This window comes from Micrococcus sp. Alg238-R198 (assembly GCF_900537135.1).
Classification (GTDB): Bacteria; Actinomycetota; Actinomycetes; order Actinomycetales; family Micrococcaceae; genus Micrococcus; species Micrococcus luteus.
Genome location: NZ_UNRH01000004.1, coordinates 71640 through 97114, shown reverse-complemented (window position 1 = coordinate 97114; position 25475 = coordinate 71640). Strand labels below are relative to the sequence as shown.

General features: G+C 73.1%; 23 protein-coding genes and 4 tRNA genes. 8 read left to right on the top strand and 19 right to left on the bottom strand.

Annotation, left to right across the window (positions count from 1 at the left end):
- Positions 1–46: 46 nt before the first annotated feature.
- Positions 47–1906: a BCCT family transporter gene (locus G6R13_RS05490; RefSeq protein WP_069941068.1), complete on the bottom strand. Its 1860-nt coding sequence runs from the start codon at positions 1904–1906 to the stop codon at positions 47–49.
- 202 nt (positions 1907–2108) lie between these two features.
- Between G6R13_RS05490 and G6R13_RS05485 the strand changes: the two genes are divergently transcribed.
- Complete coding sequence (locus G6R13_RS05485) at positions 2109–2375, top strand: hypothetical protein (RefSeq protein ID WP_041103606.1); 267 nt, start codon at positions 2109–2111, stop codon at positions 2373–2375.
- Between the two features lie 7 nt (positions 2376–2382).
- Here the strand turns inward: G6R13_RS05485 and G6R13_RS05480 are convergent, their stop codons facing one another.
- The 4 genes from G6R13_RS05480 to G6R13_RS05465 all read right to left on the bottom strand — a co-directional run bounded on the left by G6R13_RS05480 (position 2383) and on the right by G6R13_RS05465 (position 3500).
- Positions 2383–2997 carry a cysteine hydrolase gene (locus G6R13_RS05480; RefSeq protein WP_069941069.1) on the bottom strand — a complete coding sequence of 205 codons (615 nt, stop codon included), beginning with the start codon at positions 2995–2997 and terminating at the stop codon, positions 2383–2385.
- 92 nt (positions 2998–3089) lie between these two features.
- Positions 3090–3165: transfer RNA gene (locus G6R13_RS05475), tRNA-Phe, on the bottom strand.
- 72 nt (positions 3166–3237) lie between these two features.
- Positions 3238–3311: transfer RNA gene (locus G6R13_RS05470), tRNA-Asp, on the bottom strand.
- 116 nt (positions 3312–3427) lie between these two features.
- Positions 3428–3500 (bottom strand) — tRNA-Glu (locus tag G6R13_RS05465).
- 125 nt (positions 3501–3625) lie between these two features.
- On the opposite strand from G6R13_RS05465, the gene G6R13_RS05460 reads away from it, so the two are divergent.
- Entirely contained in the window at positions 3626–4021 is a 396-nt protein-coding gene (locus tag G6R13_RS05460; RefSeq protein WP_010079615.1) for a metallopeptidase family protein, read from the top strand.
- Positions 4022–4028: 7 nt separating this feature from the next.
- Here the strand turns inward: G6R13_RS05460 and G6R13_RS05455 are convergent, their stop codons facing one another.
- The 5 genes from G6R13_RS05455 to G6R13_RS05435 form a co-directional block, all read right to left on the bottom strand.
- Positions 4029–5003, bottom strand: coding sequence for a universal stress protein (locus G6R13_RS05455; RefSeq protein WP_041103604.1), 975 nt, complete (start codon positions 5001–5003; stop codon positions 4029–4031).
- Positions 5004–5063: 60 nt separating this feature from the next.
- On the bottom strand, positions 5064–5993 hold the full coding sequence (locus G6R13_RS05450) for a fused MFS/spermidine synthase (protein WP_163721177.1): 930 nt from the start codon (positions 5991–5993) through the stop codon (positions 5064–5066).
- Positions 5990–6553: a GNAT family N-acetyltransferase gene (locus G6R13_RS05445; protein ID WP_163721175.1), complete on the bottom strand. Its 564-nt coding sequence runs from the start codon at positions 6551–6553 to the stop codon at positions 5990–5992. The genes G6R13_RS05450 and G6R13_RS05445 overlap by 4 nt, the downstream gene beginning before the upstream one ends.
- 109 nt (positions 6554–6662) lie before the next feature.
- Positions 6663–7040, bottom strand: a complete 378-nt coding sequence (locus G6R13_RS05440) for a thiamine-binding protein (RefSeq protein ID WP_163721173.1) — start codon at positions 7038–7040, stop codon at positions 6663–6665.
- Positions 7041–7071: 31 nt separating this feature from the next.
- Positions 7072–8412 carry an Nramp family divalent metal transporter gene (locus tag G6R13_RS05435; RefSeq protein ID WP_163721171.1) on the bottom strand — a complete coding sequence of 447 codons (1341 nt, stop codon included), beginning with the start codon at positions 8410–8412 and terminating at the stop codon, positions 7072–7074.
- A gap of 161 nt (positions 8413–8573) precedes the next feature.
- On the opposite strand from G6R13_RS05435, the gene pta reads away from it, so the two are divergent.
- Positions 8574–10649 carry a phosphate acetyltransferase gene (gene pta / locus G6R13_RS05430; protein ID WP_020625363.1) on the top strand — a complete coding sequence of 692 codons (2076 nt, stop codon included), beginning with the start codon at positions 8574–8576 and terminating at the stop codon, positions 10647–10649.
- A gap of 20 nt (positions 10650–10669) precedes the next feature.
- The gene (locus tag G6R13_RS05425; protein WP_041103599.1) at positions 10670–11818 is read left to right on the top strand and encodes an acetate kinase; all 1149 of its coding nucleotides are present in this window, start codon (positions 10670–10672) and stop codon (positions 11816–11818) included.
- 128 nt (positions 11819–11946) lie between these two features.
- Here G6R13_RS05425 and G6R13_RS05420 read toward each other — a convergent pair whose 3' ends face one another.
- From G6R13_RS05420 to G6R13_RS05400, 5 genes are all read right to left on the bottom strand, one after another.
- Positions 11947–13701 (bottom strand): ABC transporter ATP-binding protein, encoded by a 1755-nt coding sequence (locus tag G6R13_RS05420; protein ID WP_163721169.1) that lies wholly within the window; start codon positions 13699–13701, stop codon positions 11947–11949.
- 2 nt (positions 13702–13703) lie between these two features.
- Positions 13704–14696, bottom strand: coding sequence for an ABC transporter permease (locus G6R13_RS05415; RefSeq protein ID WP_123244189.1), 993 nt, complete (start codon positions 14694–14696; stop codon positions 13704–13706).
- Positions 14693–15697, bottom strand: coding sequence for an ABC transporter permease (locus G6R13_RS05410; protein ID WP_069941074.1), 1005 nt, complete (start codon positions 15695–15697; stop codon positions 14693–14695). Before G6R13_RS05410 ends, G6R13_RS05415 begins: the two co-directional genes overlap by 4 nt.
- Positions 15698–15833: 136 nt before the next feature.
- The gene (locus tag G6R13_RS05405; RefSeq protein WP_163721167.1) at positions 15834–17516 is read right to left on the bottom strand and encodes an ABC transporter substrate-binding protein; all 1683 of its coding nucleotides are present in this window, start codon (positions 17514–17516) and stop codon (positions 15834–15836) included.
- A 154-nt stretch (positions 17517–17670) separates the two neighbouring features.
- Positions 17671–18594, bottom strand: coding sequence for a glycerophosphodiester phosphodiesterase family protein (locus G6R13_RS05400; RefSeq protein WP_036383537.1), 924 nt, complete (start codon positions 18592–18594; stop codon positions 17671–17673).
- Between the two features lie 100 nt (positions 18595–18694).
- Here G6R13_RS05400 and G6R13_RS05395 point away from each other — a divergent pair, with 100 nt between their 5' ends.
- Positions 18695–19972, top strand: a complete 1278-nt coding sequence (locus G6R13_RS05395) for a DUF445 domain-containing protein (protein WP_163721165.1) — start codon at positions 18695–18697, stop codon at positions 19970–19972.
- A 128-nt stretch (positions 19973–20100) separates the two neighbouring features.
- On the opposite strand, the gene G6R13_RS05390 is transcribed toward G6R13_RS05395, so the two are convergent.
- The 3 genes from G6R13_RS05390 to G6R13_RS05380 form a co-directional block, all read right to left on the bottom strand.
- Entirely contained in the window at positions 20101–20988 is an 888-nt protein-coding gene (locus G6R13_RS05390) for a hypothetical protein (protein WP_041103594.1), read from the bottom strand.
- Positions 20989–21021: 33 nt separating this feature from the next.
- The gene (locus tag G6R13_RS05385; RefSeq protein WP_041103593.1) at positions 21022–21747 is read right to left on the bottom strand and encodes an esterase; all 726 of its coding nucleotides are present in this window, start codon (positions 21745–21747) and stop codon (positions 21022–21024) included.
- 61 nt (positions 21748–21808) lie between these two features.
- Positions 21809–21881: transfer RNA gene (locus G6R13_RS05380), tRNA-Lys, on the bottom strand.
- A 158-nt stretch (positions 21882–22039) separates the two neighbouring features.
- Between G6R13_RS05380 and G6R13_RS05375 the strand changes: the two genes are divergently transcribed.
- From G6R13_RS05375 to G6R13_RS05365, 3 genes are all read left to right on the top strand, one after another.
- Positions 22040–22714, top strand: coding sequence for a hypothetical protein (locus G6R13_RS05375; protein WP_041103592.1), 675 nt, complete (start codon positions 22040–22042; stop codon positions 22712–22714).
- Positions 22715–22853: 139 nt separating this feature from the next.
- Positions 22854–23480 carry a hypothetical protein gene (locus G6R13_RS05370; RefSeq protein WP_036314859.1) on the top strand — a complete coding sequence of 209 codons (627 nt, stop codon included), beginning with the start codon at positions 22854–22856 and terminating at the stop codon, positions 23478–23480.
- Positions 23481–23495: 15 nt separating this feature from the next.
- Complete coding sequence (locus G6R13_RS05365; RefSeq protein ID WP_041103591.1) at positions 23496–24521, top strand: inorganic phosphate transporter; 1026 nt, start codon at positions 23496–23498, stop codon at positions 24519–24521.
- Between the two features lie 92 nt (positions 24522–24613).
- Here G6R13_RS05365 and pstB read toward each other — a convergent pair whose 3' ends face one another.
- The gene (pstB, locus tag G6R13_RS05360) at positions 24614–25393 is read right to left on the bottom strand and encodes a phosphate ABC transporter ATP-binding protein PstB (RefSeq protein WP_041103590.1); all 780 of its coding nucleotides are present in this window, start codon (positions 25391–25393) and stop codon (positions 24614–24616) included.
- Positions 25394–25475 lie beyond the last annotated feature (82 nt).

Below are 25475 nucleotides of genomic sequence, written 5' to 3'. Positions count from 1 at the left end.
CAGGGGCCGTTCTCGTCGGGGCCGGGAGGGCGCCCGGGGGCGGACGTCAGTGCCCGTGGCGGCGCAGCCGGGTGCGGCGCGGCCCCTCCGAGGCCGGGACGCCGGCGGCCGCATCGGCGATCCGCTGCTGGTGGTCCCGGCTGAGCGAGGCCCACCACTGCGAGGCCGCCACGGGGCCGGCGTCGACCACCTCGTCGTCGTCGGACTCGAGGCCCAGGCGGTCCTTGATGGAGGCCAGCATGGCCTGACGGCGCACCGCCTCCACCCGCGCCACGGAGTAGCCGAGCGAGCGGAACGTGGCCAGGCAGATCAGCAGCATCAGCACGGAGAACGGCAGGCCGATGGTGATGGCCAGGACCTGGATGGCGGACAGGCCGCCGGCGGCCAGCAGGGCCGCGGCCATGAGCGAGGTGGCGATGGCGAAGAAGATCTTCACCGTGGCCTTCGGGTTCACGTCGCCGCCGGTGGCGAGCATGCCCATCACCAGCGAGCCCGAGTCGGCGGAGGTGATGAAGAAGATGCCCGAGAGGATGATGGCGCCGACCACGAGCATCATGCCCGCGGGCAGCTGCTCGAGCACCTGGAAGAGCGCGGTGTTCGAGTCGATGGCGCCGTCCGCGCCCACCACGGAGGTGTACCCGGCCGGGCGGGTGGTCTCGAGGAAGATCGCGGTGCCGCCCAGGATGCCGAACCAGACCACGCAGACCAGGGTGGGCACCAGCAGCACGCCGGCGATGAACTCGCGCACGGTGCGACCGCGCGAGATGCGGGCGATGAAGATGCCGACGAACGGCGTCCAGGACATCCACCAGCCCCAGTAGTACGCGCTCCAGCCGGCCTGCCACGCGTCGCCCTCGGCGCCGTAGAACGCGGAGACGTTGAGCGAGTTCGCGAAGAAGTACTGCATGTAGGAGCCGAGGGACTGCACCATCTCCTTGAGCAGGAACGCGGTGGGCCCCACGATCGCGATGAACAGCAGCAGTCCGGCGGCCAGGATCAGGTTGGTGTTGGACAGCCACTTCATGCCGCGCTCGACACCGGAGACCACGGTGTAGAGCACCACGCAGGTGACCGCGCCGATCATGGCGTACTCGAGCCAGGGGCTGTCCTCGGGCACGATGCCCAGCGCGCGCAGGCCCGCGGACATCTGGGTGACGCCGAGGCCCAGCGAGGTGGCCACGCCGAAGACGGTGCCGATGAGGGCGATGTTGTCGATCAGGTGGCCCCAGCCGCCGCGCACGCGGCGCTCGCCGATCAGCGGCTCGAAGGCCCAGCGCAGCGCGAGGGGACGGCCACGCCGGTGGATGGCCAGCGCGACCGCCACGCCCACCACCGCGTAGATCGCCCAGGGCTGCAGGCCCCAGTGCAGGAACGTGGTGGCCAGCGCCGACTGGGCGGCCTCCGCCTGGGTGGGGTTGGCGGCCGCCACGTCGGGCCGCGGCGAGGTGAAGTGCATGAGCGGCTCGGTCATGCCGAAGAACACGAGGCCGATGCCCATGCCCGCCGCGAAGAGCAGGGAGAACCAGGACAGCGTGGAGAACTCGGGCTTCTCATCGGGCTTGCCCAGGGTGATGTCGCCCTTGCGGGAGAACGCGAGGTAGCCGCAGAACAGCACGAAGAACAGGGCGACGAGGGCGTACCACCACGAGAAGTTCGTGATGATGGCCTGCTGGACCAGGCCGATGCCCACGGTCATCTGCTCGGGGGCGAGCAGCGTGGCCCCCACGAAGGAGAGCACGATGACCGCGGAGGGCCAGAACACCCACGGCAGCAGGACGCGGTCGCGGGCGGCCGCGGCGGAGGTGGCAGGGGCGACGGCGCCGTCGGCCGTGGGGGCGGAGGAGGGGCGGGTGTCGGCCCGCTCAGGATCCAGTGGATTCTTCAAGGGCGGTGTCGGATCGCTCATCCTCCCGACCCTACGTGGTCCCGCGCGCCGGCCCCCCGCCTGAGACGCGGCCGAGTGGACGGTCTCACCCGGCCGGGTGACCGCGCCCACGGCCCCGGCGCGGGCGCCCCCTGGTGAGGCGTGGGCGGCCTCACTAGGGTGTGGGGCACCACGACGACGGCGGCGCCGGACGGGCCCGCCCGTGAGAGGAAGGACCCGCACCATGACCGACGTCCCCTTCGAGGACCGCGAGGACGAACGAGAGCTCGAGACGGACCTGCTCGCCGATCCCAACGCCGCCGGCGACCCCGAGCCGGAGGACGGCCGCGACGGCCAGCCCGTGCGCGGCGGCTCGGACGACCCGCAGCACCGGGCCGGGGAGGGACGTGCCCCGGACTCCCTGCGCAATGCGGAGTCCGCCGCCATGCACATCGAGGAGGACGCCCAGGACCGCACGCGTGCGGACGAGGGCGACGTCGAGATCCTGTGAACGCCCCTCAGCCCCGGTCGGGGACGAGGCCGGTGCGCAGGAGGGTGAGTGCCTCGTCCTGCCCGAGGAGCGGCTGACGCATCTCGTCGCGGAGGAAGTCGAGCATCGCCGCGGCCAGCGCCGGCTCCTCGGAGGCGATCGCGTCCGTCGCGATCGCGGCGTGGAAGTCGAGGGCGAACGCGGCCGTGGCGGTCTCGGCGATGCAGCTGTGGGTGGAGACGCCGCACAGCAGGAGCCGATCCACCCCGCGGCCCCGCAGCTCGGCCGCCAGTCCTGTGCCGTGGAAGGCGGAGTCCCGGGTCTTCACGACCTCGACGGCGTCCGGGGCGGCCGCCGCGACCCCGTCGAGCAGAGCGGCCTGCCGGGTGCCCGGGAAGGCGAAGCCCTCGTCGTCGGCCAGCATGTTCAACGTCCACGTGGAGCGGTCCCGCGCGTGCTCGGTCCGCACCAGGAAGACGGGACGGCCGGCCTCGTGCGCGGCCCGGAGCAGTTCCACGACCGCCGCCGTCAGCTCGGACTGATGGGCGGCCAGCGCGGGATGCTCGAAGTAGCTGTGCTGGACGTCGATCACCACGAGCGCGGTCTCGCCGCCGGTCGCGCGGGCGGAGGGGGAATCGGGCATCGACCCAGTGTGCCCACCGCGTCGCCGCCTGTCAGCGGCCCGTCGCCCCGGACGACGAAGGCCCCCCGCGTCTGCGGGGGGCCTTCTCGAAGTGGTGGCTCCGACCGGCGTCGATCCGGTGACCTTACGATTTTCAGTCGTACGCTCTACCAACTGAGCTACAGAGCCCGGCGACCTTCGTCACCAGGACCATGCGTCACCGGACTCCGTTTCCGAATGCCGGTGATCGGACGATCCGAGCGACCCTGACGGGACTTGAACCCGCGACCTCCGCCGTGACAGGGCGGCGCGCTAACCAACTGCGCTACAGGGCCATGTTCTGTTGTTCTCGCCGCTTTCGCAACGAGTGGAAACTCTAGCAGAGCCTCCGAGCGTCGTGCAAATCCACGCTCCACGTGCCGTTCCGGCCGCCGAGGGCGGCCGTTCTGCGTACCCCCAACGGGATTCGAACCCGTGTCGCCGCCGTGAAAGGGCGGTGTCCTAGGCCTCTAGACGATAGGGGCAGGTCCGATGTCGAGATTCCCGAGGTGGACCCTGGGAGTCTATGGTGGCCGCACACCCTCCGGCAAGTCCGGCCGCCGGCCGGCCGCCCTCCGCACCGCGGAGCCCCGCACCCCCAGGAGCCGCCGTGGACCACCGCCCGTCGCCCGACCAGCCCGCCGCCACGTGGATGAGCGAGCAGGAGTTCGACGACGCCGTCTCCGCGGCCCTCGCCCGTATCCCCGACGAGCTGGCACGGCTGCTGACGAACGTCGTCGTGGTGGTGGAGGACGAGTACGAGCCGCAGCGCTGGGAGGACCCGGCCACCGAGCTGTTCGGCCTCTACGAGGGCGTGCCGCTGACCGAGCGCGCCGAGTTCGCGTGGCAGATGCCGGACCGGATCGTGGTGTTCCGCGGTCCACTCACCCGCCACTGCACCTCCCGCGCCGAGCTCGAGGACGAGATCACCGTCACCGTCATGCACGAGGTCGGGCATTTCTTCGGCATCTCCGAGGAGCGCCTCCACGAGCTCGGCTGGGGCTGAGCGCCGGTCAGGACTCCGGCTGGTCCTGGACCGGGCCGAACGAGGCGCGGCGGCTGAGGCGGACGTCCTCGCGGAACGGGACGACGAGCACCGGGCCCTTCGCGTGGTCCGCGACGCCGCGGCTCGTGGAGCCGACGATCGCACCGGCGAAGCCGCCCAGACCGCGCGTGCCCACCACGGTGAGGCAGGCGGTGGCGCTCTGGTCCACCAACACGTCCACGGGGGTGCCGTCCACGAGCTCGGTGAGGACCTCGAGGCCGGGGAACTCGGAGCTGATCCACGCGGCGCCGGCGTCGAGACGCTCGCGCAGCTCCCGCTCGCGGGCCTCCTCGTCCAGGCTGACGGCCAGCCACGCGGCGTTCGCGCCCAGGGGCGGGACGGCGCACACGAGCTTCAGCGGGGCCTGGCGGAGGCGGGCCTCCTCGGCGGCCTCGAGAGCGGCGGCACGACCCTGCTCGGAACCGTCGACGCCCACCACGACGGCGGTCCTGTCCCCCGCGCGGCTGGCCTCGACCCCGGCGGGGATGATGGCGACCGGGCAGTGCGCGTGGCCGGGCAGCGCGGCGGCCACCGAGCCGAGCAGGCGGCCCATGAAGCCGCCGCGGCCGCGCGCGCCCGAGACGAGCAGGGAGGCCTCGGCGGAGAGCTCCACGAGGACGCCGGCCGCGTCCCCGATCTCCACACGCAGCTCCGGACGCACCCCGTCGGCGTCGAGCTTGCCGGCGACCTCCTCCAGGAGGGCCTGCACGCCCTCGCGGAGACGGGAGTCGTCCAGGACGGCGCCGCCGGCGTCCGCGCCGTAACCCCAGTACGCGGGGATCGAGTAGGCGGTGACGAGGGTCAGCGGCTCGCCGCGCAGGCCGGCCTCGCGCTGGGCCCAGCGGGCGGCGGAGACGGACTGGTCGGAGCCGTCCACACCCACCAGGACGCCGAGCGGTGCGTCCTCACGGCGGGTGGCGGCGGGCTGGGTCTGGGCGGACATGGCGACCTCCTCGAGTCGGACTCGACGGGCCCCGGGCGGACCCGGCCGAGTGCCTCCAGTCTACGCCTCGGGGCCCGGGACGAGTCCCGTGATCCCGGGCGCGACGCCCGCGGGGAAGCCGCGTGGATCCTCCGCGAGCCGGGCCGGGAAGGCGTCCATGCGCAGGGCACGGGCCAGGCGGTCGCGGGGGTCGGAGCCGGGCGGGGCGTCCGCGGCGGGGCGGGCCACGGGGGCGTCCGAGGCCGCCACGATGACGTTGCCGCGGCGCCGCCCCTTGAGCATGGGCGGATCCGCGATCACCTCGACGTGCTCGAACGCGGCGACGACGGCAGCCACGTCCGCCCGCACCGACGTCAGGTCCGGCCCGCCGCCCACGTTGAGCACGTACAGCCCGCCCGGGGCGAGGACCCGCGCAGCGGCGCGGGCCGCGTCCAGGCCGGTGAGGCCCGGCGGGGTGATGTGGCGGGCGCCGGTCAGGTCCGTGGGGTCCGGGGCGAAGACGTCGCGGATGATCAGGTCGCGGCTGGCCGGGTGGGCCGTGGCCAGGACCTCGGCGGCGTCGGCCACGCGGATGCGCAGGGCCGGGGCGCGGGGCAGGCCGAAGCGCTCGCGGGCGAGGGCGGCCAGGCCGGCGTCGATCTCCACCGCGGTCTGGTGGGAGCCCGGGTACGCGTGGTCCACCCAGCGGGCGAGCGCGCAGCCCGCGCCGCCCAGGTGCAGGGCCCGCAGCGGCGTGGGCTCCGGCCAGTGCGCCCGGACGGCCGCGGCGGCCCAGCGCATGTACTCGAAGGCCATGCGCTCGGGGCGCTCGGGGTCCAGCGGGGAGGACTCGACGCCGTTGACGTAGAGGATGAACGCGCCCGGCTCGAAGGCGTCCTCGCGGATCTCGGCGGTGCCGTGGGTGATCGCGTGGACGCCCGGCTCGATCCCGGCGGGGGCGGCGGGGCCGCCCACGGCCCGGCCCCGGCGCGCCGACGACCGGCGACTCACGCCGCACCGCCGTCGTGCGGGAGACGGCGCACCATCAGCTGCTCGTGCAGGCCGGCCCACGGGCCGGTCATCGGCTCCGGCGCCCCCACGGCCGCGAACCCGTGCTTGGCGTAGAACGCCGCGGCCCGCGGATTCTCGGCGAGGACGCGCAGCATCGCGGGGCGGTCGCCGACGACGGCGTCCAGCAGGCGCGCTCCCACACCGGTCCCGTACGCCTCGGCCAGGACGTAGAGCACCATGAGCTCCACATCGGGCGGGTCGGCGGGCGATGCGGGCGCGTCGTCCGCACCCGTCCGGCCCGTCTCCGCCGCCGAGCGACGCGGGCCCGCGAGCGCCACGCCGAGCAGCCGGCCGCCGTCGTCGGCGACCCAGAGGTCCCGGTCCGATCCGATCAGCGCGGTCCACGCGGACACGTCCTCCGGGATCCGGTCCTCGATCGCGTCCAGGTAGGCGGACGGCAGGAGCGCGCCGTAGGCCTCCCGCCACGACCGCGCCTTGACGCGCAGCAGCGCCTCGACGTCCCCGGGGGCGGCGGGGCGCACGGTCACAGACTCAGGCACGGGCTGCTCCTCTGGGCCGCCGGCGCGGCGGCCATTCCTCGAACGAAAGCGTCTCGACACGCCGCCGTTTCTCGAACGAAAGCGTCCGGGGGGGCAGCGGGGAGGGGGGTCACCCGGCGTCGCCGTCGCGCGGGGCCGGGGCGGCGCGCCGCTGCTCGTCCTCGGCGAGGGCCGACTCGAGGCGCTCGAGCTTGCCGTCCAGCTCGCCGGTGCGGCCGGGGCGGATGTCCGCCTTCAGCACGAGCGAGACGCGTGTGCCGTACGGGGACACGGCGTCCACGGCGGCGCGCACGACCTCCATCACCTCGTCCCACTCCCCCTCGATCTCGGTGAACATCGAGGAGGTGCGGTGCGGCAGGCCGGAGGCGCGCACCACGGCGACGGCGGCCGCCACCGCCCGGTGCACGGACGCGGTGTCCGCGTCGCCGGGCAGGTGCTCGGCGTCGGCGGGTTGGCCGGAGGGGGCGACGGAGAAGGCGACGATCATGGCACCAGTGTGCCCCGCCCCCGCCGCCGGCTCACCCCCCGAGCACCGGCTGCAGGGCCTTGATCAGCTCGTTCACGCCGATCGCCACGAACACGGCCGCGGTCAGGCCCAACAGGGTGTTGCGGACCCAGCCGTTGCGGAACTGCCGCGGCACGTCCTTCGTGTTGTTGAGGAACAGCAGGGTCACGGCCAGGAACGGCATGAACAGGGCGCCGAGCGTGCCGTAGAGCAGGATCAGGAAGATCGGCCGGTCCAGGAACAGCAGCGCCATGGGCGGCAGGGTCAGCCACAGCAGGAAGAAGCGGCCGGGCTTCGAGGACAGCGACGGCGCGTCGTCCTGGTCCAGCTCCTCGGCGGGCCGGCGGAAGTTCGTCCAGAAGTCCGCGAACATCAGCGAGACGCCGTGCCACACGCCCAGCAGGGAGGAGAAGGACGCGGCGAAGAATCCGATGAGGAACACCGTGGACCACGCCGAGCCGTAGCGCTCGGCCAGCACGTCGCCGACGTCGAGCAGGCCCTTGTCGCCCGAGGAGATCGCCAGCCCCGCCGAGTGCAGCAGCTCCACGCCCATGACCATGGTGGCGATCACGAAGATGCCGGTGAGGATGTACGACGTCGCGTTGTCGAACTTCATCACCCGCATGTACTTCGGGACGTTCCAGCCCTTCTCCCGCAGCCAGTAGGCGTACGCGCCGAGGGTGATGGTGCCGCCCACGCCGCCGGCCAGGCCGAGCACGTAGAACATGACGTCCGGGTCGCCGGACGGGATGCGCGGGACCAGGCCGGCGAGGATGTCGCCCACGTTGGGGGCGGTGAGCGCCGCGGAGAGCAGGACGGTCAGGAACATGACGCCGATCAGCACCGCCATGAGCTTCTCGATCAGCCCGTACCGGTTCAGCCACACCAGGCCCAGGCCCACGAGGCCCAGGCCGATCGCGTAGACCTTCATGTCCACGCCCGGGAACAGCGCGGCCAGGGGCAGCGCGGCCGAGCTCATGGCGGTGGCGCCGTACACGAAGCCCCAGATCAGGATGTAGGGGCCGAAGTACCAGGAGGTCCAGGAGCCCAGCGAGCGCCAGCCCTGGAAGATCGTCTTGCCGGTGGACAGGTACCAGCGGCCCACGCCCTCCACGAGCACGATCTTGAAGATCACGCCCAGGATCACGGCCCACAGGAGCATGTAGCCGTAGCGGGAGCCGGCGGTGAGGGTGGCCACGATGTCCGCGGCGCCCACGCCCGTGGCGGCCGCCACGATGCCGGGTCCCAGCGAGTTCCACTTCGGCCGGATGGGGGTCTCGTTGAGCTCGGCGTCCGTGAACCCGATGATGTCGGGGTTGTGCACGGGGCGGCCGCGGTCGGCTCTCGTTGCCATGGGAGGGTCCTTAATGCTTGACGGGGCGAGTGCAGTCATGTGTATTACGCGCGTGAGAGACACGCCTCACTCACGTCGATCCGCGTCGGCCGGGACGGGCCCCGACGCCGCGGCCTCGGTACCGTGAACGACGAGCCCCGTCCTCCACCGGAAGGTCCGCCATGCCCCAGGGAATCTTCGTCTCCACCACGTCCACCGGCGCCGGCAAGTCCCTCGTCAGCCTGGGCCTGGCCGACTCGCTGTACCGGCGCTCCGGCACGGTGGGCTACTTCCGCCCCGTGGTGCCCGGCGACGACGTGGAGACCGACCCCATGGTGCTGCTGATGCGCGAGCAGTACGGCCTCTCCCCGGAGCAGGCCCGCGGCGGCCTCACCGCGGCCGAGGCCCGCACCCTCATGGCCGAGGGCCGCGGCGACGAGGTCCAGCAGCGCTGCGTGGAGCAGTACGACGCCATGCGGGCGGCGGGCGGCGTCGTGGTGGTGGAGGGCACCGACCTGATCAGCCCGGACCCGGCCGCCGACCTCGACCTCAACGCCCAGCTCGCCCGCAACCTCGGCACCCCCGTGGTCGCCGTGGTCTCCGGCGCGGACCTGACACCCGAGCAGGCGGCCGACGTCGTGGACCTGGCCCGGCGCACCCTCGACGACGCCGGCGTCGAGCTGCTGGCCGTCATGGTCAACCGCGCGGACCCCCGTGACCTCGACGCCGTCGGCGCGGCCGTGCGCCCCGGCCGCCACGCCTGGCCCGTGTACGTGCTGCCCGAGCTGACCGAGCTCGCGCACCCCTCGGTGGCCGAGGTGGCGGACGCGCTCGGGCTCGAGCAGATGGCCGGGCAGGAGACGCTGGACCGCGACGTCGCCGAGGTCAAGGCCGTCTCCATGGAGGGCGGCAACTTCCTCGAGGTCCTGCGCGAGGGCGCGCTCGTGATCGTCTCCGGCGACCGCTCCGACGCGATCCTGGCCACCGTGGCCTCCTCGCTGACCCCGGACTTCCCCACCCCCTCCGGCATGATCCTCACCAACGGCATCCTCCCGAACCGCCAGCTCCAGCGGCTCTACCTGGGCGCGGCCTTCCCCGTGTTCGTCACCCACGACGACACGTTCACCACCGCCGCGAAGGTCTCCCGGGTGCGCTCCGAGCTCTCCAGCGCCCAGCCCCGCAAGACCGCCGCCGCCCTGGGCACCTGGCACCAGCGCGTGGACGGGGACGAGCTGCTGGCCCGCTTCGACCTGCCACGCACCGACGTCGTCACCCCTCTGCGCTTCCTGCACGAGCTGATCTCCCGCGCCCGCGCGGACCGCCGCCGGATCGTGCTGCCCGAGGGCGAGGATGCCCGCGTGCTGCGCGCCGCCGAGATCCTCCAGCGCCGCGACGTCTGCGACCTCGTGGTGCTCGGCCCGGCCGCCGCCGTGCGGGAGCTGGCCTCCCGCGAGGGCGTGGACCTGAGCGGGATCGAGCTCGTGGACCCCGCCGACTCCCCGGACCTGGAGCGCTACGCGCAGGAGTACGCCCGGCTGCGCGCCCACAAGGGCGTGGACGCCGAGCGCGCCCGCGAGGTCATGCAGGAGGGCGCCTACTTCGGCACGATGATGGTCCACCTGGGCGACGTGGACGGCATGGTCTCCGGCGCCGCCCACACCACCGCCAACACCATCCGCCCCGCGCTGGAGTTCGTGAAGACGAAGCCGGGCGTCTCGATCGTCTCATCGGTGTTCTTCATGCTGCTGCCGGACCGCGCCCTCGTGTACGGCGACTGCGCCGTGAACCCGGACCCGGACGCGCAGCAGCTCGCGGACATCGCCGTGGCGTCCGCGGCCACCGCCGCCCAGTTCGGGGTGGACCCGCGCGTCGCCATGCTCTCCTACTCCACGGGCGCCTCCGGCTCCGGGCAGTCCGTGGACAAGGTCCGCGCCGCCACGGAGCTCGTGAGGGAGCGTGCCCCCGAGCTGAAGGTGGAGGGCCCGCTGCAGTACGACGCCGCCGTCAACGCCTCCGTCGCGGCCTCGAAGATGCCCGGCTCCGAGGTGGCCGGCCAGGCCACCGTGTTCGTGTTCCCGGACCTGAACACCGGCAACAACACCTACAAGGCCGTCCAGCAGTCCTCCGGGGCGGTCGCCGTCGGGCCCGTGCTGCAGGGCCTGAACAAGCCCGTCAACGACCTCTCCCGCGGCACCACCGTGGAGGACATCGTCAACACCGTCGCCATCACCGCCATCCAGGCCCAGGCCCAGGGCTGACGCCCCGGAAGGAGTCCCCCGTGCTCGTCCTTGTCATCAACTCCGGCTCGTCGTCCCTGAAGTACCAGCTCCGTGAGCTGGCCGACGACGGCACGGACGCCCCGGTGCCCGTCCTCGCCCAGGGCCTGGTGGAGCGCATCGGCGTCCCCGGCTCCGGCGTGCCGGACCACGCCGCCGCCCTCGAGCAGGTGGAGGCCGAGCTGGCCGAGGCGACCGGCGGGCGCACCATCGACGCCGCCGGCCACCGCGTGGTCCACGGCGGCGAGCGGTTCACCGCCCCGGCCCGGGTGACCAACGAGGTGATCCGCGCGATCGAGCGCCTCGCCCCGCTGGCCCCGCTGCACAACCCCGCCGCCGCCCAGGGGCTGCGCGCCATGGCCGAGCGCTGGCCGGACATGCCCCAGGTGGTCGTGTTCGACACCTCGTTCCACCAGACCATGCCCCGCGAGGCCTGGCAGTACGCCCTGCCGGACGAGGTCTACACGGAGCACGGCATCCGCCGCTACGGCTTCCACGGCACGAGCCACGACCTCGTCACCGGCCTCGCCGCGGAGCATCTGGGCATCCCGCGGGGGGAGTTCCGGGCCGTGGTGCTGCACCTGGGCAACGGCGCCTCCGCCACCGCCATCCGCGACGGCGTCTCCGTGGACACCTCCATGGGCTACACCCCGCTGGCCGGCCTGGTGATGGGCACCCGCTCCGGCGACCTGGACCCCTCCGTGGTCACCCACCTCATGCGGAACCACGGCTACGACGCCGAGGAGCTGGACACCCTCATGAACAGGCGCTCCGGCCTGCTGGGCCTGGCCGGGGAGGCGGACATGCGCCAGGTGCTGGAGAACGCCGCCTCCGGGGACGGCCGCGCCCGCAACGCCCTGGACGTGGCCTCCTACCGGCTGGCCAAGTACGTGGGCGGCTACCACGTGGCCGTGGGCGGGGCGCAGGCGATCGTGTTCACCGCCGGGATCGGCGAGAACTCGGCTCCGTTCCGGGCGCGCGTGCTCGACCGGCTCGGGGCGCTCGGGGTGGCCTACGACGCCGAGGCCAACCGCGCCCGCGTGGCCGGGCCCCACACGATCTCCGCGCCGGAGTCGGCGATCCCGGTCCTCGTGGTCCCCACGGACGAGGAGCAGGCGATCGCCCGCTTGACGTGGGAGCTCGCCCGCTGAGCACCGCGCCCGACCGTCCGACCGACGCCCAGCGACATCGCCGCCGGTCCGCCCGGCAGTGATGTCGCTGCGGCTCGGTCGACACGAACGGGGCGCTTCTGCACCCGACCGTCCGGCCCGGTCAGCGCTCAGACGTGGGTGCCGTCCGCCTCGACGGCGATGCCCAGCTCGTTGCCCGGGATCGAGGCGAGCAGGCGGCGGGTGTACGGGTGCCGGGGGTTGGTGAAGACCTCCTCCGAGCTGGCCGCCTCCACCACCTCGCCGTCCTTCATCACGCACACGTAGTCCGAGATGAGGCGCACCACCGCGAGGTCGTGCGAGATGAACAGGTAGCTCAGCCCCAGCTCCTCCTGCAGGCGCCGCAGCAGCGTGAGGATCTGGTCCTGCACGAGCACGTCCAGCGCGGAGACCGGCTCGTCGCACACGATCAGCTCCGGGTTCAACGCGAGCGCCCGGGCGATCGCCACGCGCTGGCGCTGCCCGCCCGAGAGCTCGGCGGGGTACCGACGGTGGAAGTGCGAGGGCAGGGCCACCTGGTCCATGAGCTCGAGCACGCGCGCCCGCCGCTGCCTGGCGTTGCCCCGCCGGTACGTCTGCAGCGGCTCCTCGATGATCCGGCCCACCGTGAACGAGGGATTGAGCGAGGAGAAGGGGTCCTGGAACACGGCCTGCACGCGCTGCCGGAAGTCCTTGAGCCCCTCCCCCTTCAGCGCCAGCACGTCCTTGCCCTCGAAGCTGATCTCGCCCGAGGTCGGCTCGATCAGCTTGAGCAGCATGCGCGCCGTCGTCGTCTTGCCGGAGCCGGACTCGCCGACGATCGAGACGGTCTTGCCGCGCGGGATCTTCAGGGAGACGTCCTTCACGGCGATGAAGTCCTCGTGCCCGCGCACGGGATAGACCTTGGTGAGGTCGCGGATCTCCACCAGCGGGGTGAGGTCCTGCTTCGCCAGGGCCACCGTGGTCAGGGCCGCCGTGTCGTCCTCGGCCAGTGCGACGGGCGCGGGATCGAAGGCCTCGGGCAGCAGGCGGGCCGCCGCCACCGACGGCGCGGCCGCCACGAGCGAGCGGGTGTAGGCGTGCTGCGGGTCCTCGAGGATGGCCCGCGCGTCGCCGGACTCCACCACGCGTCCGCGGTGCATCACCACGAGCTGCTGCGCCCGCTCGGCGGCGAGGCCGAGGTCATGGGTGATCAGCAGCACGGAGCTGCCGAGCTCGCGGGTCATCTCGTCGATCTGGTCCAGGATCACCTGCTGCACCGTCACGTCCAGGGCGGAGGTCGGCTCGTCCGCGATCAGCAGCTGCGGCCGGCACGCCAGGCCGATGCCGATCAGCACGCGCTGGCGCAGGCCGCCCGAGAGCTCGTGCGGGTACTGCTTGGCCCGTCGCGCGGGCTCGGGGATGCCGGCGCGCTCCATCACCTCGACGACGGCGGCCCCCACGTCCTTCTTCGTCGTCATGCCGTGGGTCAGCAGGGTCTCCCCGATCTGCTGCCCCACCCGGGTCACGGGGTTGAGGTTGGACATCGGGTCCTGCGGCACCAGCCCGATCCGGCGGCCGCGGATGCCGCGCATCCGCGACTCGGGCAGGCCCACGAGCTCCTCGCCCGCGAAGCGGACGGAGCCTGCCGTGACCCGGCCGTTGCCGGGCAGCAGGCCGATCGCGGCCATCGCGGTGGTGGACTTGCCCGAGCCGGACTCGCCCACGATCGCCAGCGTGCCTCCGGCCGGGAGCGTGAGGGACGCGCCCTCCACGGCCTGCACGGTGCCCTGCTGGGTGGTGAACTCCACATCCAGGTCGCGGATCTCCAGCAGCGGGGCGCCGGCCGCGGGGACCGCGGGTGTCGTGCCGGGGCCGGGCGCGCCGTCGTCGTGCTTGGGGTCCATGGTCAGCGCCTCCGGGAGGTCGGGTCGAGGGCCTCGCGCAGGGACTCGCCCAGCAGGGTGAAGCCGAGCGCGGTGATGGCGATGCACAGGCCGGGCAGGAACGCGAGCCACGGGTTGATGCCCAGCTCGGCCTGCGCGTAGGTGAGCATGCGGCCCCACTCGGCGGTCTCGGGGCGGCCGCCGCCGAGGCCCAGGAAGGACAGGGCGGCCGCGTCGATCACGGCCGTGGCCAGGGTGAGCGTGGCCTGCACGATCACGGGGCCCAGCGAGTTCGGCAGCACGTGGGACATCGTGATCCGCCCGCGCGAGAGGCCGAGGGTCTGCGCCGCGAGCACGTAGTCCGACCCTTTCTGCGTGAGCATCGAGGAACGCAGCAGCCGCGCGAACACGGGCACCTGCGCCACCCCGATCGCGATCATCACCGCGAACGGGGTCTGCCCGAGGATCGCCGCGATGGACACCGCCAGCAGCAGGTTGGGCACCGAGAGCAGGATGTCCACGACGCGCATCACCACGGAGTCCACCCAGCCGCCGAACGTGCCGGCCAGCAGGCCGAGCAGCATGCCGCCGGCCAGGCCGAACGCCGTCGAGATGACGCCGATGAGCAGCGAGGCCTGCGCGCCCCAGATCAGCTTGGAGAGCACGTCCCCGCCGAAGCGGTCCAGGCCCAGCGGGTAGCCGGCCACCTCGCCGGGGCCGGGCACGTGGGTGGGACGGATCTCGCGCATGCCGGGTGTGGCCGTGCCCGCGTACGGGGCCAGCACCGGGGCGAGGACGGCCACGAGCACGAAGAGCAGCACGATCACGGCGCCGGCGATCGCGGCCGGGTTGCGGCGCAGCCGCTGGAACGCGGCGCCCCACACGGAGGTGCCGCGCGCGTCCGCGGCGGCCTCGGTGGTCGCCTGGGTGGCCCCGGCCTCGACGGGCGCCAGCGCGTGCTCGACGGCGTGCTCGGTGGGTCCGCCGCCGGGGCTGGGGGGCAGGTTCACGCTCATGAGACACGCACCCTCGGGTCGATGAGGCCGTAGGAGACGTCCACGACCAGGTTGATCAGCGAGTAGAGCAGGGCGATGAAGATGATGAAGCCCTGCAGCACCGGGAAGTCGAGCTGGAAGATCGCCTGCGCGAGGAACCGGCCGATCCCGTTGAACGCGAACACCGTCTCGGTGAGCACCGCCCCGGAGATCAGCAGGCCCAGCTGCAGGCCGAGCGTGGTGCTCACCGGCAGCAGGGCGTTGCGCATGATGAACCGGTTTCGGATCAGGCGCGGGGCCAGGCCCTTGGCGCGGGCCGTGCGCACGAAGTCCGCGTCCTGCACGTCCAGCACGGAGGCACGGGTGATGCGCGCGATGATCGCCAGCGGGATGGTGCCCAGCGCGATGCCGGGCAGCACCAGGTGGGTCAGCGCGTTCAGGGCCGCGTCCCACTCCGCGGTGATGATGCCGTCCCACACGTAGAAGTTCGTGTAGTGGGTGGCGTCGATCCGCGGGTCCTGCCGGCCGTCCGTGGGCAGCCAGCCCAGCTTCACCGCGAACACCCACTTGAGGATGAACGCCAGGAAGAACACGGGCACCACCACGCCGACCAGGGACAGCACGACGGCGACGTCGTCCTGCCACCGGCCCACATGGCGGGCCGCCCAGTAGCCGAGCGGGATGCCGATGGCCACCGCGAACACGATCGCGAAGACCGAGAGCTCCAGCGTGGCCGGGAAGCGGTCCGCGAACTCCTCGACCACGGACCGGTTCGTCATGGTCGAGGTGCCGAAGTCGCCGCGCAGCAGCCGCCCCATGTAGGTGAGGTACTGCTCGAGCAGGGGCTTGTCGAAGCCGTACGCCGCGTTCACGCGGGCCACGGCCTCGGGGGTGGCGCGGTCGCCGAGCAGGGCGGTGGCGGGGCCGCCGGGCAGGCTGCGGACCCACACGAACAGCAGGACGGACAGTCCGAACAGGGTGGGGATCAGCAGCAGCAGGCGCTTGCCGATGAGTCTGAGCACGAGGGGCCTCCATGCCGGCGCGGGGGCCGGGCCGGTCGGTGCGAGGGACGGGCGGTGGCGGGCGGGCCGGCGACGACGGCGCCGGGGCGCGGCGCCGTCGTCGCCGGTGGGGCGGGTCGTCCCCGGCCCGCCGGGCTCACTCGGTCAGGTCGATCTCGTTGAAGACCTCGTCGTTGACCGGGCTCGCCGGGTAGGAGGCCACGCGCTTGTCGAAGGCCAGCGACGGGGCCGGGTGGGCGAGCGGGACCGCCGGGACGATCTCGGAGATCTGCTCGTTGATCTCCTGGTACTTCGGCGTCTGCTCCTCGAGCGTCGGGATCTGGCGGGCCTCCTCGAGGGCGGAGAACAGCTCCTCGTCGGTGAAGCCGAACTCGGGCTTCTCCTGGCCGAAGAACACGCCCACGAAGTTGTCCGTGTCGTTGTAGTCACCGGTCCAGCCCAGCAGGTGGATGCCGTGGTCCGAGGTGCCCTGCACCTGGTCGAGGTAGTCCGGGCTCCACTTGGCCGGCTTCGCGTTCACCGTGATGCCCACCTCGGCCAGCTGGCTCGAGAGGTTGGAGAACGCCTGCTCGGGGGTCGGCATGTACGGGCGCGAGACGCCGGTGGGGTAGTTGAAGTCGATCGTGAAGCCGTCCGGGTAGCCGGCCTCGGCGAGCAGCGCCTTGGCCTTGGCGGGGTCGTGCTCGTACGTGGTGACGTCCTCGCTGTACCCGTTCACGGACTTCGGGATGAACTGGGTGGCGGGCTCCGTGCCCTCGGGGAGGGTCTGCGCGATGAGGGCGTCCTTGTCGATCGCGTGGGCGATCGCCTGGCGCACCCTGACGTCCTGGAGCTCCTCCTTCTCCTGGTTCAGGCCCAGGTAGAGGATGGTGAACGGGTCGCGGGCCACCACGTTGAAGCCGGCCTCGGACAGCGCCGCGGTGTCCGCGGGGGCCACGAGGTCGTAGCCGTCGACATCCCCGGCCTCGAGCGCCTGACGGCGGGCCACCGGGTCGTCGATCACGCGGAAGGTGATGTCCGTGACCTCGCCGCCCTCGCCCCAGTAGTCCTCGTTGGCGGTGAGCTTGACGTCCTCGCCCACGCTCCAGGACTCGAACTTGTAGGGGCCGGTGCCGGTGGGGTGTGCCCGGGCGTACTCGGACATCTGGGGCGACTCGGCGGTGCCGCCGACCTCGTCCGCCTTGTACTCCTCGAGCGCCTTCGGCGACTGCATGGCGAAGGCCGGCAGGGACAGGGAGGAGATGAAGCCCGCGAACGGCTGCGCCAGCGTGATCTTCACCTCGTGCTCGCCGGTGGCCTCGCACTCCTTGTAGACGGCGTCCTCGGGCTTGTCCGCGAAGCCGCGGAACAGCTTGCCGTAGTAGTACGAGAGGGTCTCCGACTGCTGGATGCCCGTGAAGTTGTACCAGCGGTCGAAGTTGGCGCACACGGCCTCCCCGTTGAACGGCTCGCCGTCGTGGAAGGTCACGCCCTCCTTCAGCTGGAACGTGTGGGTCAGGCCGTCCTCCGAGGACTCCCAGGACTCGGCCAGCAGCGGCGCGGGGTCCGCGGTGCCCGGCTTCGTGCCCACGAGGCCCTCGAAGATCTGACGGGAGACCCGGAACGTCTCGCCATCGCTCGCGAACGCCGGATCGAGGCTCTTGGGGTCGGAGGAGGCGGCGAAGATGAACGAGCCGTCCACTTGGGCGGCGTCGCCCCCGCCCGAGCCGCCGGAGCCGCCGCCGTCGCGCTGGCTCTGGGCGCAGCCGGTGACGAGCAGGGCGCCGGCCGCGGTGAGCGCGGCGGCGGACAGGAGTCGGTGACGCAGACGGGTGGCCATGGGGGCTCCTCCGGGAGAGGTCTCAGCCGAGACGCGGGTGCGAGGGGACCGCGCCGTCGGGTGTGACCTCGGGCACGCTCCTGGACGTGACTATAGCCACAAGCGCGGGCAGGAACGCAACGCAGGCCGCGTCTGCGCGTGCGGCACGGCGCCCTCAGGCCCCGGTGGGCACCCGCTCCCGACGCGCGGCGGCCCGCTCGCGGACCCAGCGCAGCACGTCCTCCGGACGGTTGGTGGTGAGCTCCTGCACCCCCTGGGCGAGGAGGAAATCGGCGTCCTCGCGCTCGTCGACGGTCCACACCCGCAGCCGCCGCCCCGCCGCCAGCCACGCCTTCACGTCCGCCAGGTGCTCCCGCACGTAGGCCACGGAGGGCCCCGCCATCCCGGCCCGGCCGCGCCAGACGAGCGCCTCGGACCCCGCCAGCGACTGACGCGCCGCCGCACGCACCGCCGCCCGGCTCAGCGGCCCCCGCGCGAGCCGGGTCGGCAGCTCCGTCGGCATGAGGTCCATCAGGGGGCAGAGGGGGTCCGTGCCGGCCAGCGGCGCCACGTGGCGCAGCGCGTCCGGATGGAAGCTCATGAGGGACACCTGCACCTGACCCAGTCGGCCGGTCTCCGGGTCCCAACCGGCCCGCAGCAGCTCCCGCAGCACCCGCTCCTCGAGCTCATGCCCGAACGGGGAGGGGTGCTTGAGCTCCACGGCCAGGCGCAGCGGCCGGTCCGCGGCCGCCGCGATCGCCAGGAGGTCGGCCAGGGTGAGCACCTGCTCCCCCGCGCCGCCGTACACGGCGGGCGGCGCCGTCGTCGTGGCGGGCTCGGCCCCCGGACGCCGGGCGTGCCACGAGACGACGTCGAGACCGCGCAGACGATCCAGCGTGTGGTCCGCGACGGCGCCGCGCCCGTCCGAGGTGCGGTCCACGGTGGGGTCGTGCCAGCAGACGACCTCGCGGTCCCGCGTGAGCTGGACATCGCATTCGAGACCGTCCGCGCCCACGGCGAGGGCGTGGAGCATGGCGGCGCGGGTGTGCTCGGGGAAGGCGGCGGAGGCACCGCGGTGGGCGATCACGAGAGCGGGCACGCCGCCAGGCTAGGGAGCGCGAGTGCCGGCCACGTCACCGCAAGGTGCCCGGCTGGTTAACTGGTGGGGACCATTCGGTGCGCGCGATCAGGAGCCTCCCGTGTCCCTCTCCCCCGACCCCGCCCAGCAGCTGCTCAGCGCCGGCGCCCTCGAACGCGCGGCGGGCCTGCGGCGCATGAAGGCCGTCGCCCTGGGGCTGCTCATCCTGCTGGCCGTGGTGTTCGTGGTCGCGTTCCCGTTGCAGGACACCCACCCGGTGTGGGGCTACGTGCGCGCCGCCGCGGAGGGGGGCATGGTCGGCGCGCTGGCGGACTGGTTCGCGGTCACGGCGCTGTTCCGCCACCCGATGGGGGTGCCCGTGCCGCACACCGCCCTGATCCCGCGGAAGAAGGACCAGCTCGGCGCCGCGCTGACCGAGTTCGTGCAGGAGAACTTCCTGGACTCGGAGGTCGCCCACGAGAAGGTCGACGGGCTGAAGGTGGCCGAGGCCGCCGGCGGCTGGCTGCGCCGTGAGGAGAACGCGGCCCGCACCGCCCGGGAGATCGCGACGGCGGCCCGGGGCGCCATGGCCGCAGCCGACGACGACGCCGTCCAGGAGCTGCTGCGCCAGCTGATGGAACGCCACATGGTGGCCCCGGACTGGTCCCCCACGCTCGCGGGCGTGCTGGAGGACGTGGTGGCCGGACGGCACCACGAGCGCGTGGTGGACCTCGTGGTCGCCCACACCGGGGACTGGGTGGCCGCCCACCCCGAGCTGTTCGTCGAGACCGTGCGCCGTCGCTCCCCCGAGTGGAGCCCGGACCTCGTGGACCGCCTCCTCGCCGAGCGACTGCACGCCGAGACCCTCAAGTATCTCGCCGGCATCCGCCGCGACCGGCAGCACGAGGCCCGCCGCGCTGTCGACGACTGGCTCGACCGCCTTGCCGACGAGATGCGGAACGAGCCGACCACCCGCGCCTCGGTGGAGCGGTTCAAGCGGAACCTGTTCGCGGACGAACGGCTGCGTGCGTGGGCCGGGCGGGCCTGGGTCTCCCTGCGGGACTCGCTCCTGGACGCGCTCGAGGACCCGTCCTCCGACCTGCATCGCGCGCTCGTGGCCGCCCTGCGCGACCTCGGCGCCCGCCTGCAGGAGGACCCCGAGCTGCGCGACCGTGTGGACGGCCACGCCCGCCGCGCCGCGGCCTATGCGCTGAGCTCCTACGGCCCGGCGCTGACCGGGGTGATCGAGGAGACGGTCGCCCGCTGGGACGGCGAGCAGACCGCGCGCACCCTCGAGCTGTTCGTGGGCAAGGACCTGCAGTTCATCCGCATCAACGGCTCGGTCGTCGGCGCGCTCGCGGGCCTGGCGATCCACGGGGTGGCCACGCTGTTCCTCTGAGAGGCGGTTCCTCCCCCGCACTTTCGAACGTGACATGTGGCGAAGGGGCGCTTTCGAACGTGAGATAGGGACTTTCTCACGCTCGAAAGCGCGGGGGCGGGGGCGACGGACGCGCGGGGGCGGGGCCGTCAGGCGGCGGGCTTGCCCTTCTTCTGCCTGTCGTCCTTCTCGTCCTTGCCGCCGGGCAGGGCGCGACGGATCGCACCGAAGACGCCGCCGTCGTCCTTGGTGCCATCGGCGCGCCCCTGTGCGGCGCCCTCGCGGATCTCGCCGGGGATCACCATCGGCAGGGGGCCGAAGAGCTCCGCGGCGTTCTCCATCACGGCCTTGCCCATGGCGCGGTTGCCCACGCCGCCGATCACGGCGCCCACGCCGAACGGCACGGCGCGGCCCACGAAGCCGGCACCCTGCCGCAGGCGCATCTTGCGCATGAACGTCCTCTTGAGGCGATCCACCACGAACGCGCTGATGCCGGTGCCCGATGCGGTGCCCGCGAGCGCGTTGAGGCTGGACTGCGGGTCGTAGGGACGGCCGGCCTTGGCGGCGGCCTCGCGGAGCAGCTCCTTGGCGTCGTCGCCGAGCATGAGGCCCATGACGAGGGCCTGGGCGCGCTGCGGGTCCTGCGTGGTGATGCCGTGCAGCTCGGCGAGGGACTGCGCGTAGAGGGCGGTGGCCTCCATGAAGCCGGCGACCGCGGCACCGGACAGGCCGAGCGCGGCCACGGTGCCGATGCCCGGGACGATCGCGGTGCCGCCCACGGCGGCACCGGCCCCCGTGACGGTGGTCAGGTACTGCTGCCCGAGCCGCTCGGCGAGACGCTCCGGGCTCTCCCCCGGGTGCTTCGCCGCCATGCGCTGGATGTTCTTCAGGACCAGGGGGCGCTGGACCGCCAACACCGTGGAGAGGGCCTTCTCGAAGCCCTCCGTGGGCTCGCCGTTCTCATCGAGTGCCGACTTCAGCCCGAAGTCCTTCACCTTCCCGGACGCGTACCGGCCGATCGTCGAGTTCTTTGCCATGCGCGCCACAGTATCGGCGCGCGACCCCCGCGGTCAGGACCCGGGCGTCGCCGCGCGCAGGGAGTGCTCGAGGAAGATGCGCACGTCACGGACCTCGTCGGGGCCGGTCCCGTGCAGGATCCCGGGGTAGGTGCGCACGGTCAGGCGGGTGTGCTCCTCGGCCCACGCGCGGGTGTGGGCGACGGCGTCCGGATGGATCACGGGATCCTCGGCGTCCCGGCCCCAGAAGAACGGGCGCGGGCCCGGTCCCTCGGCCGGGGAGTCGAGCATGGCCAGCAGCTCGTTGTCGACGGCGAAGCCGCTCAGGCCCACACCGCAGGTGAACGCCTCGGGGCGCAGACGCAGGACCGTCGTCGCCATGGCCATGCCCTGGGAGAAGCCGAGCACCGAGACCGTGCGGAAGCCGGCCGCCACGACCTCCTCGGCGGAGAGCACGTCGAACACGCGGTGGGCGGCGGCGAGCACCTGGGCGAAGTCGGACTGCAGCAGCAGGTCGAGCAGGAACCAGCCGTGCGCGCCGGGGTCGCCCGGGCCTTCGGACGCCGTCTCGTCGATCTCGAAGCCGCCGCGCACCGCCAGGCCGGTGCACCGCTCCGGGAGCATCGGGAAGTGGCGGCGCGCCGCGCGGACCTCGTTGGAGCCGTAGCCGTGGAACACGAGCACCAGGTCCGTGCCCGCGCGCTCCGCCGGCGGGCGCGACCACACCACGCTGTGGCCGGAACTGATCGTCTCGGTGACTGGTGGGGGCGTGGGGCTCATGGCTCCATCCTAGGGAGGACCCCCGACCGGGCGTCATGCCTGGTCAGGGGCCGTTTTCGCGTGGGCCCTGCGGGGATCGAACCCGCGACCGGCGGATTAAAAGTCCGATGCTCTGCCAGCTGAGCTAAAGGCCCTCACCCGCGGCCGACGACGACGGCGTGCGGCCGACGACGGCGACCCTCGCGGGTGCCCTCCGATGGTAGCCCAGGCGCCCGGGGCACTACCGTGGACGGGGCCGCCGCCTCCGGCGACCACATCCCCACCCCGATGCGCCCTCGAAGGGAGCCCGCCCATGGCACGTCACCGCCTGCCCGCCGGCCGCGGCGCCAGCTCGAGCGCCTCGGGCGTGCTGCGCCCCCACCGGCCCCGCCTCTCGGAACCGCAGGAGCTCACGCACTTCGCCGGCGGCGAAGACCCGCAGGAAGTGGCCGCGGCGGCCTCGCGCCTGGCCCACGCCCTCGTGGCCGGCGGCCGCGCGGAGGAGGACCCGGCCATCGTCGAGCGGCTGGTCGGGCTGGTCCGCGAGCTGGGCGTCGAGACGCTCGCCGAGCTGTGGGCGGACGCCCCGCCCGTCTCGCTCGCCGGCGCCCTGTGGCGCCTGTACGCGCTCCAGGAGGCGACGACCCGCGACGGCGAGCGCTGGGCCGCCTGGTACCGCGCCGGGCATGCCGCCTACGCCTCGCGCGTCGTGGCGGGGGCCGTCGAGCCGCCGGGGCCGGCCGAGCTGCGCCGCCTCACGGACACGATCCTCACGGGCGCCTACCGCTCCGAGATCGACGTCGCGTTCGAGCGCGCCGCGGCCTACGCCCGCGTCGTGGCTCTGGGCCAGGTCGAGCACGCCGAGGGCTCCGAGGCCGCCGCCCCGGACCGCGCCGCCGCCCTCACCCGCCGGGCCGCGCGCCTGGTCAGCACCGCCGACGCCCTGGAGGCGGCGGGTCGAGCGTTTCGGGACGGATCGCTAGACTGATGGGGACGGCGCCGGGCCGCTGGTAACCCCGGGCTCCAACACATAGCCGCTGCGAGCGGCCTTCCGCCGAGAGGCGTTCCCGGTCCGGCGTCGTCGTCGACCCCTTCGCCACCCGTCGACGAGAGAGCGACCGCTGCCCATGTCCCCCCGCATGCCCTGGCTCGTCACGCGCGACACCCCGGCGCTGCGCCACATGGCGGACCTCGCCGAGGCCCTGCACCGGTCCGTGCATCTGGTGGCCCAGGTCGCGGGGACCCGCGGACCCGAGGCGGACCGTGCCGCCCGTGAGCTCGAGGAGCTCGACTCGTCCTCGAGCGCCACCCTCATGGCCTTCCTCACCGCGCTGCGCAGCGCCTACGTGACTCCGCTGCCCCGTCAGGACCTCTACCGGCTGGCCAGCGGCGTGCACGCGACCACCCGGCGCGTCGTGTCGGCGGGCGTGCTGATCCAGCGGGCCGACCTCGAGGAGCTGCCGACGCACGCCCTCGACGTCCTGGAGACCGTGGGGCGGCAGGCCGAGCTGCTCGCCCGCGGCGCCGCCGAGATGCGCGACCTCGACGCCCTGGAGGCCACGTGGATGCAGCTGCTGCGCGCCTCCCGCCGCACGGAGCGGATCATGGTCGAGTGGCTCGCCGACCTCGGCATGGACCTGCTGCAGCGCGACTACAACCGCCAGCGCGAGGTCGCCTGGGCGCTGCACGCGGCGCTCGAGGCCCTCTCCCGCGTGAACATGGACCTGGGCATGGTGCTCGTCCGTGAGTCCTGAGCCGGTGGAGGCGCCGTGACCGCGGGGCTCGCCGTCGTCCTCGTGCTGCTGTGCGCCGTCGGCGCGCTGATGGGGTTCCGCGACGCCCCCAACGCCGCGGCGCTGCCTGTCCGGTACCGGGCGCTGACACCGCGCGGGGCCCTCCTCCTGACCGGAGCGGTCAACACCGTGGGCGCGCTGCTGGGCATCGGGCTCATCACGCTGAGCGTGCACTACTTCACCTCGCCCGCGGTGCGCAGCGAGATCGGCCCCCTGGCCGTGGGCGTGTCCTGCGCGGTGACCCTCGTGTGGGGTCTGCTGCTGTGGTGGCGGCGCCTGCCCGGCTCCAGCACGCACGCGCTGATCTCCGCGCTGGCGGGCAGCCACCTCGCCGTGCGCCTGAGCCTGCACATCGACGTCGCCCACACCATCTTCGACCTCGTCCGCGCCGAGGTGCTGCTCAGCCTGCTGCTCTCGCCCCTGATCGCGTGGGCGCTCGCCCGCCTGCTCACTGCGCCCGCCACGCGGCTCGCCACCCGCGGCACCACGGTCAACGTCCAGCACCGGGCCCGCGTCGCGTTGGGCATCTCCGCCAGCGCCATGGCCATGGGCCACGGCCTGCAGGCCGGTCAGCGCATGGGGGTGCTGTGGGCCGCCGTGCTGGTGGGGTCCGGGTCCGTCCTGGCGCCGGACGCCCTGACGGCCGAGTTCGTGGGGGGCGCGTTCCTGTTCGCCCTCGCGGTCGGGCTCGGCACGCTAGGCGGCGCCTGGCGGATCGCCTGGACCCTCACCGAGCGTCTCGTGCGCCTCGACCCCCTGCGGGCGTCCGTGGCCGCCGTCATCCCCGCGGGCCTGCTGTTCGTCGGATCCCTGGTGTTCCACCTGCCCCTGTCCTCCACCCACACGGCGACGGCGGCCATCGTGGGCGCCGGCCAGACGCAGACCTACGCGTCCGTGCGCTGGCCCACCGTGCTGCGCGTGGTCGGCTGGTGGCTGCTCACGCCGGTGGCCTGCGCCCTCCTCGGCCTCCTCGGCACGCTGGCCCTCCTCCCGCTGGCCTGAGGCCGCGCCCGACGACGACGCCCGGCCCCGCAGACGCCGCGACCCCGCCCGGCGTGCGGCCGGACGGGGTCGGGGACGGAGCGCGGGGCGGCTCAGCCGAAACGGCCGGAGACGTAGTCCTCGGTCTGCTGGCTCGAGGGGTTGTTGAAGATGACGTTGGTGTCGTCGTACTCGATCAGCTTGCCGGGCTTGCCGACGCCCTGGATGTTGAAGAACGCGGTCTTGTCCGCCACGCGCGCGGCCTGCTGCATGTTGTGCGTGACGATGATGACCGTGTACTCCTCCTTGAGCTCGTTGATCAGGTCCTCGACGGCGAGGGTGGAGATCGGGTCGAGCGCGGAGCAGGGCTCGTCCATGAGGATCACGTCGGGCTGCACCGCGATGGAGCGGGCGATGCACAGACGCTGCTGCTGACCGCCGGAGAGGCCGGAGCCGGGCTTGTCGAGGCGGTCCTTGACCTCGTTCCACAGGTTGGCGCCGCGCAGGGACTTCTCCACGAGCTCGTCCGCACGGGACTTGTTCAGGCGGGTGCCGTTGAGCTTGTAGCCGGCCAGCACGTTGTCGCGGATGGACATCGTGGGGAACGGGTTCGGGCGCTGGAAGACCATGCCGATCTGGGAACGGACGCGGACCGGGTCCACACCGGGCCCGTAGATGTCCTCGCCGTCGAGCAGGAGCTGGCCGTCCACGGTGGCGCCGGGGAGCACCTCGTGCATGCGGTTGATGCTGCGCAGGAAGGTGGTCTTGCCGCAGCCGGAGGGGCCGATGAAGGCGGTGACGGAGCGGGGGGCGATGTCGATGTTGACGCCCTCGACGGCCTTGAACTTGCCGTAGAAGACATCGACGTCGACGGCCTGGATGCGCTTGGACATGAGTGGTTCTGTTCCTTCGTGGAAGTCTCTGGGGGGGGTGCGACGGGGTCGGGGCCGGCCGCCCGGGGGATTCCGGGCGGCC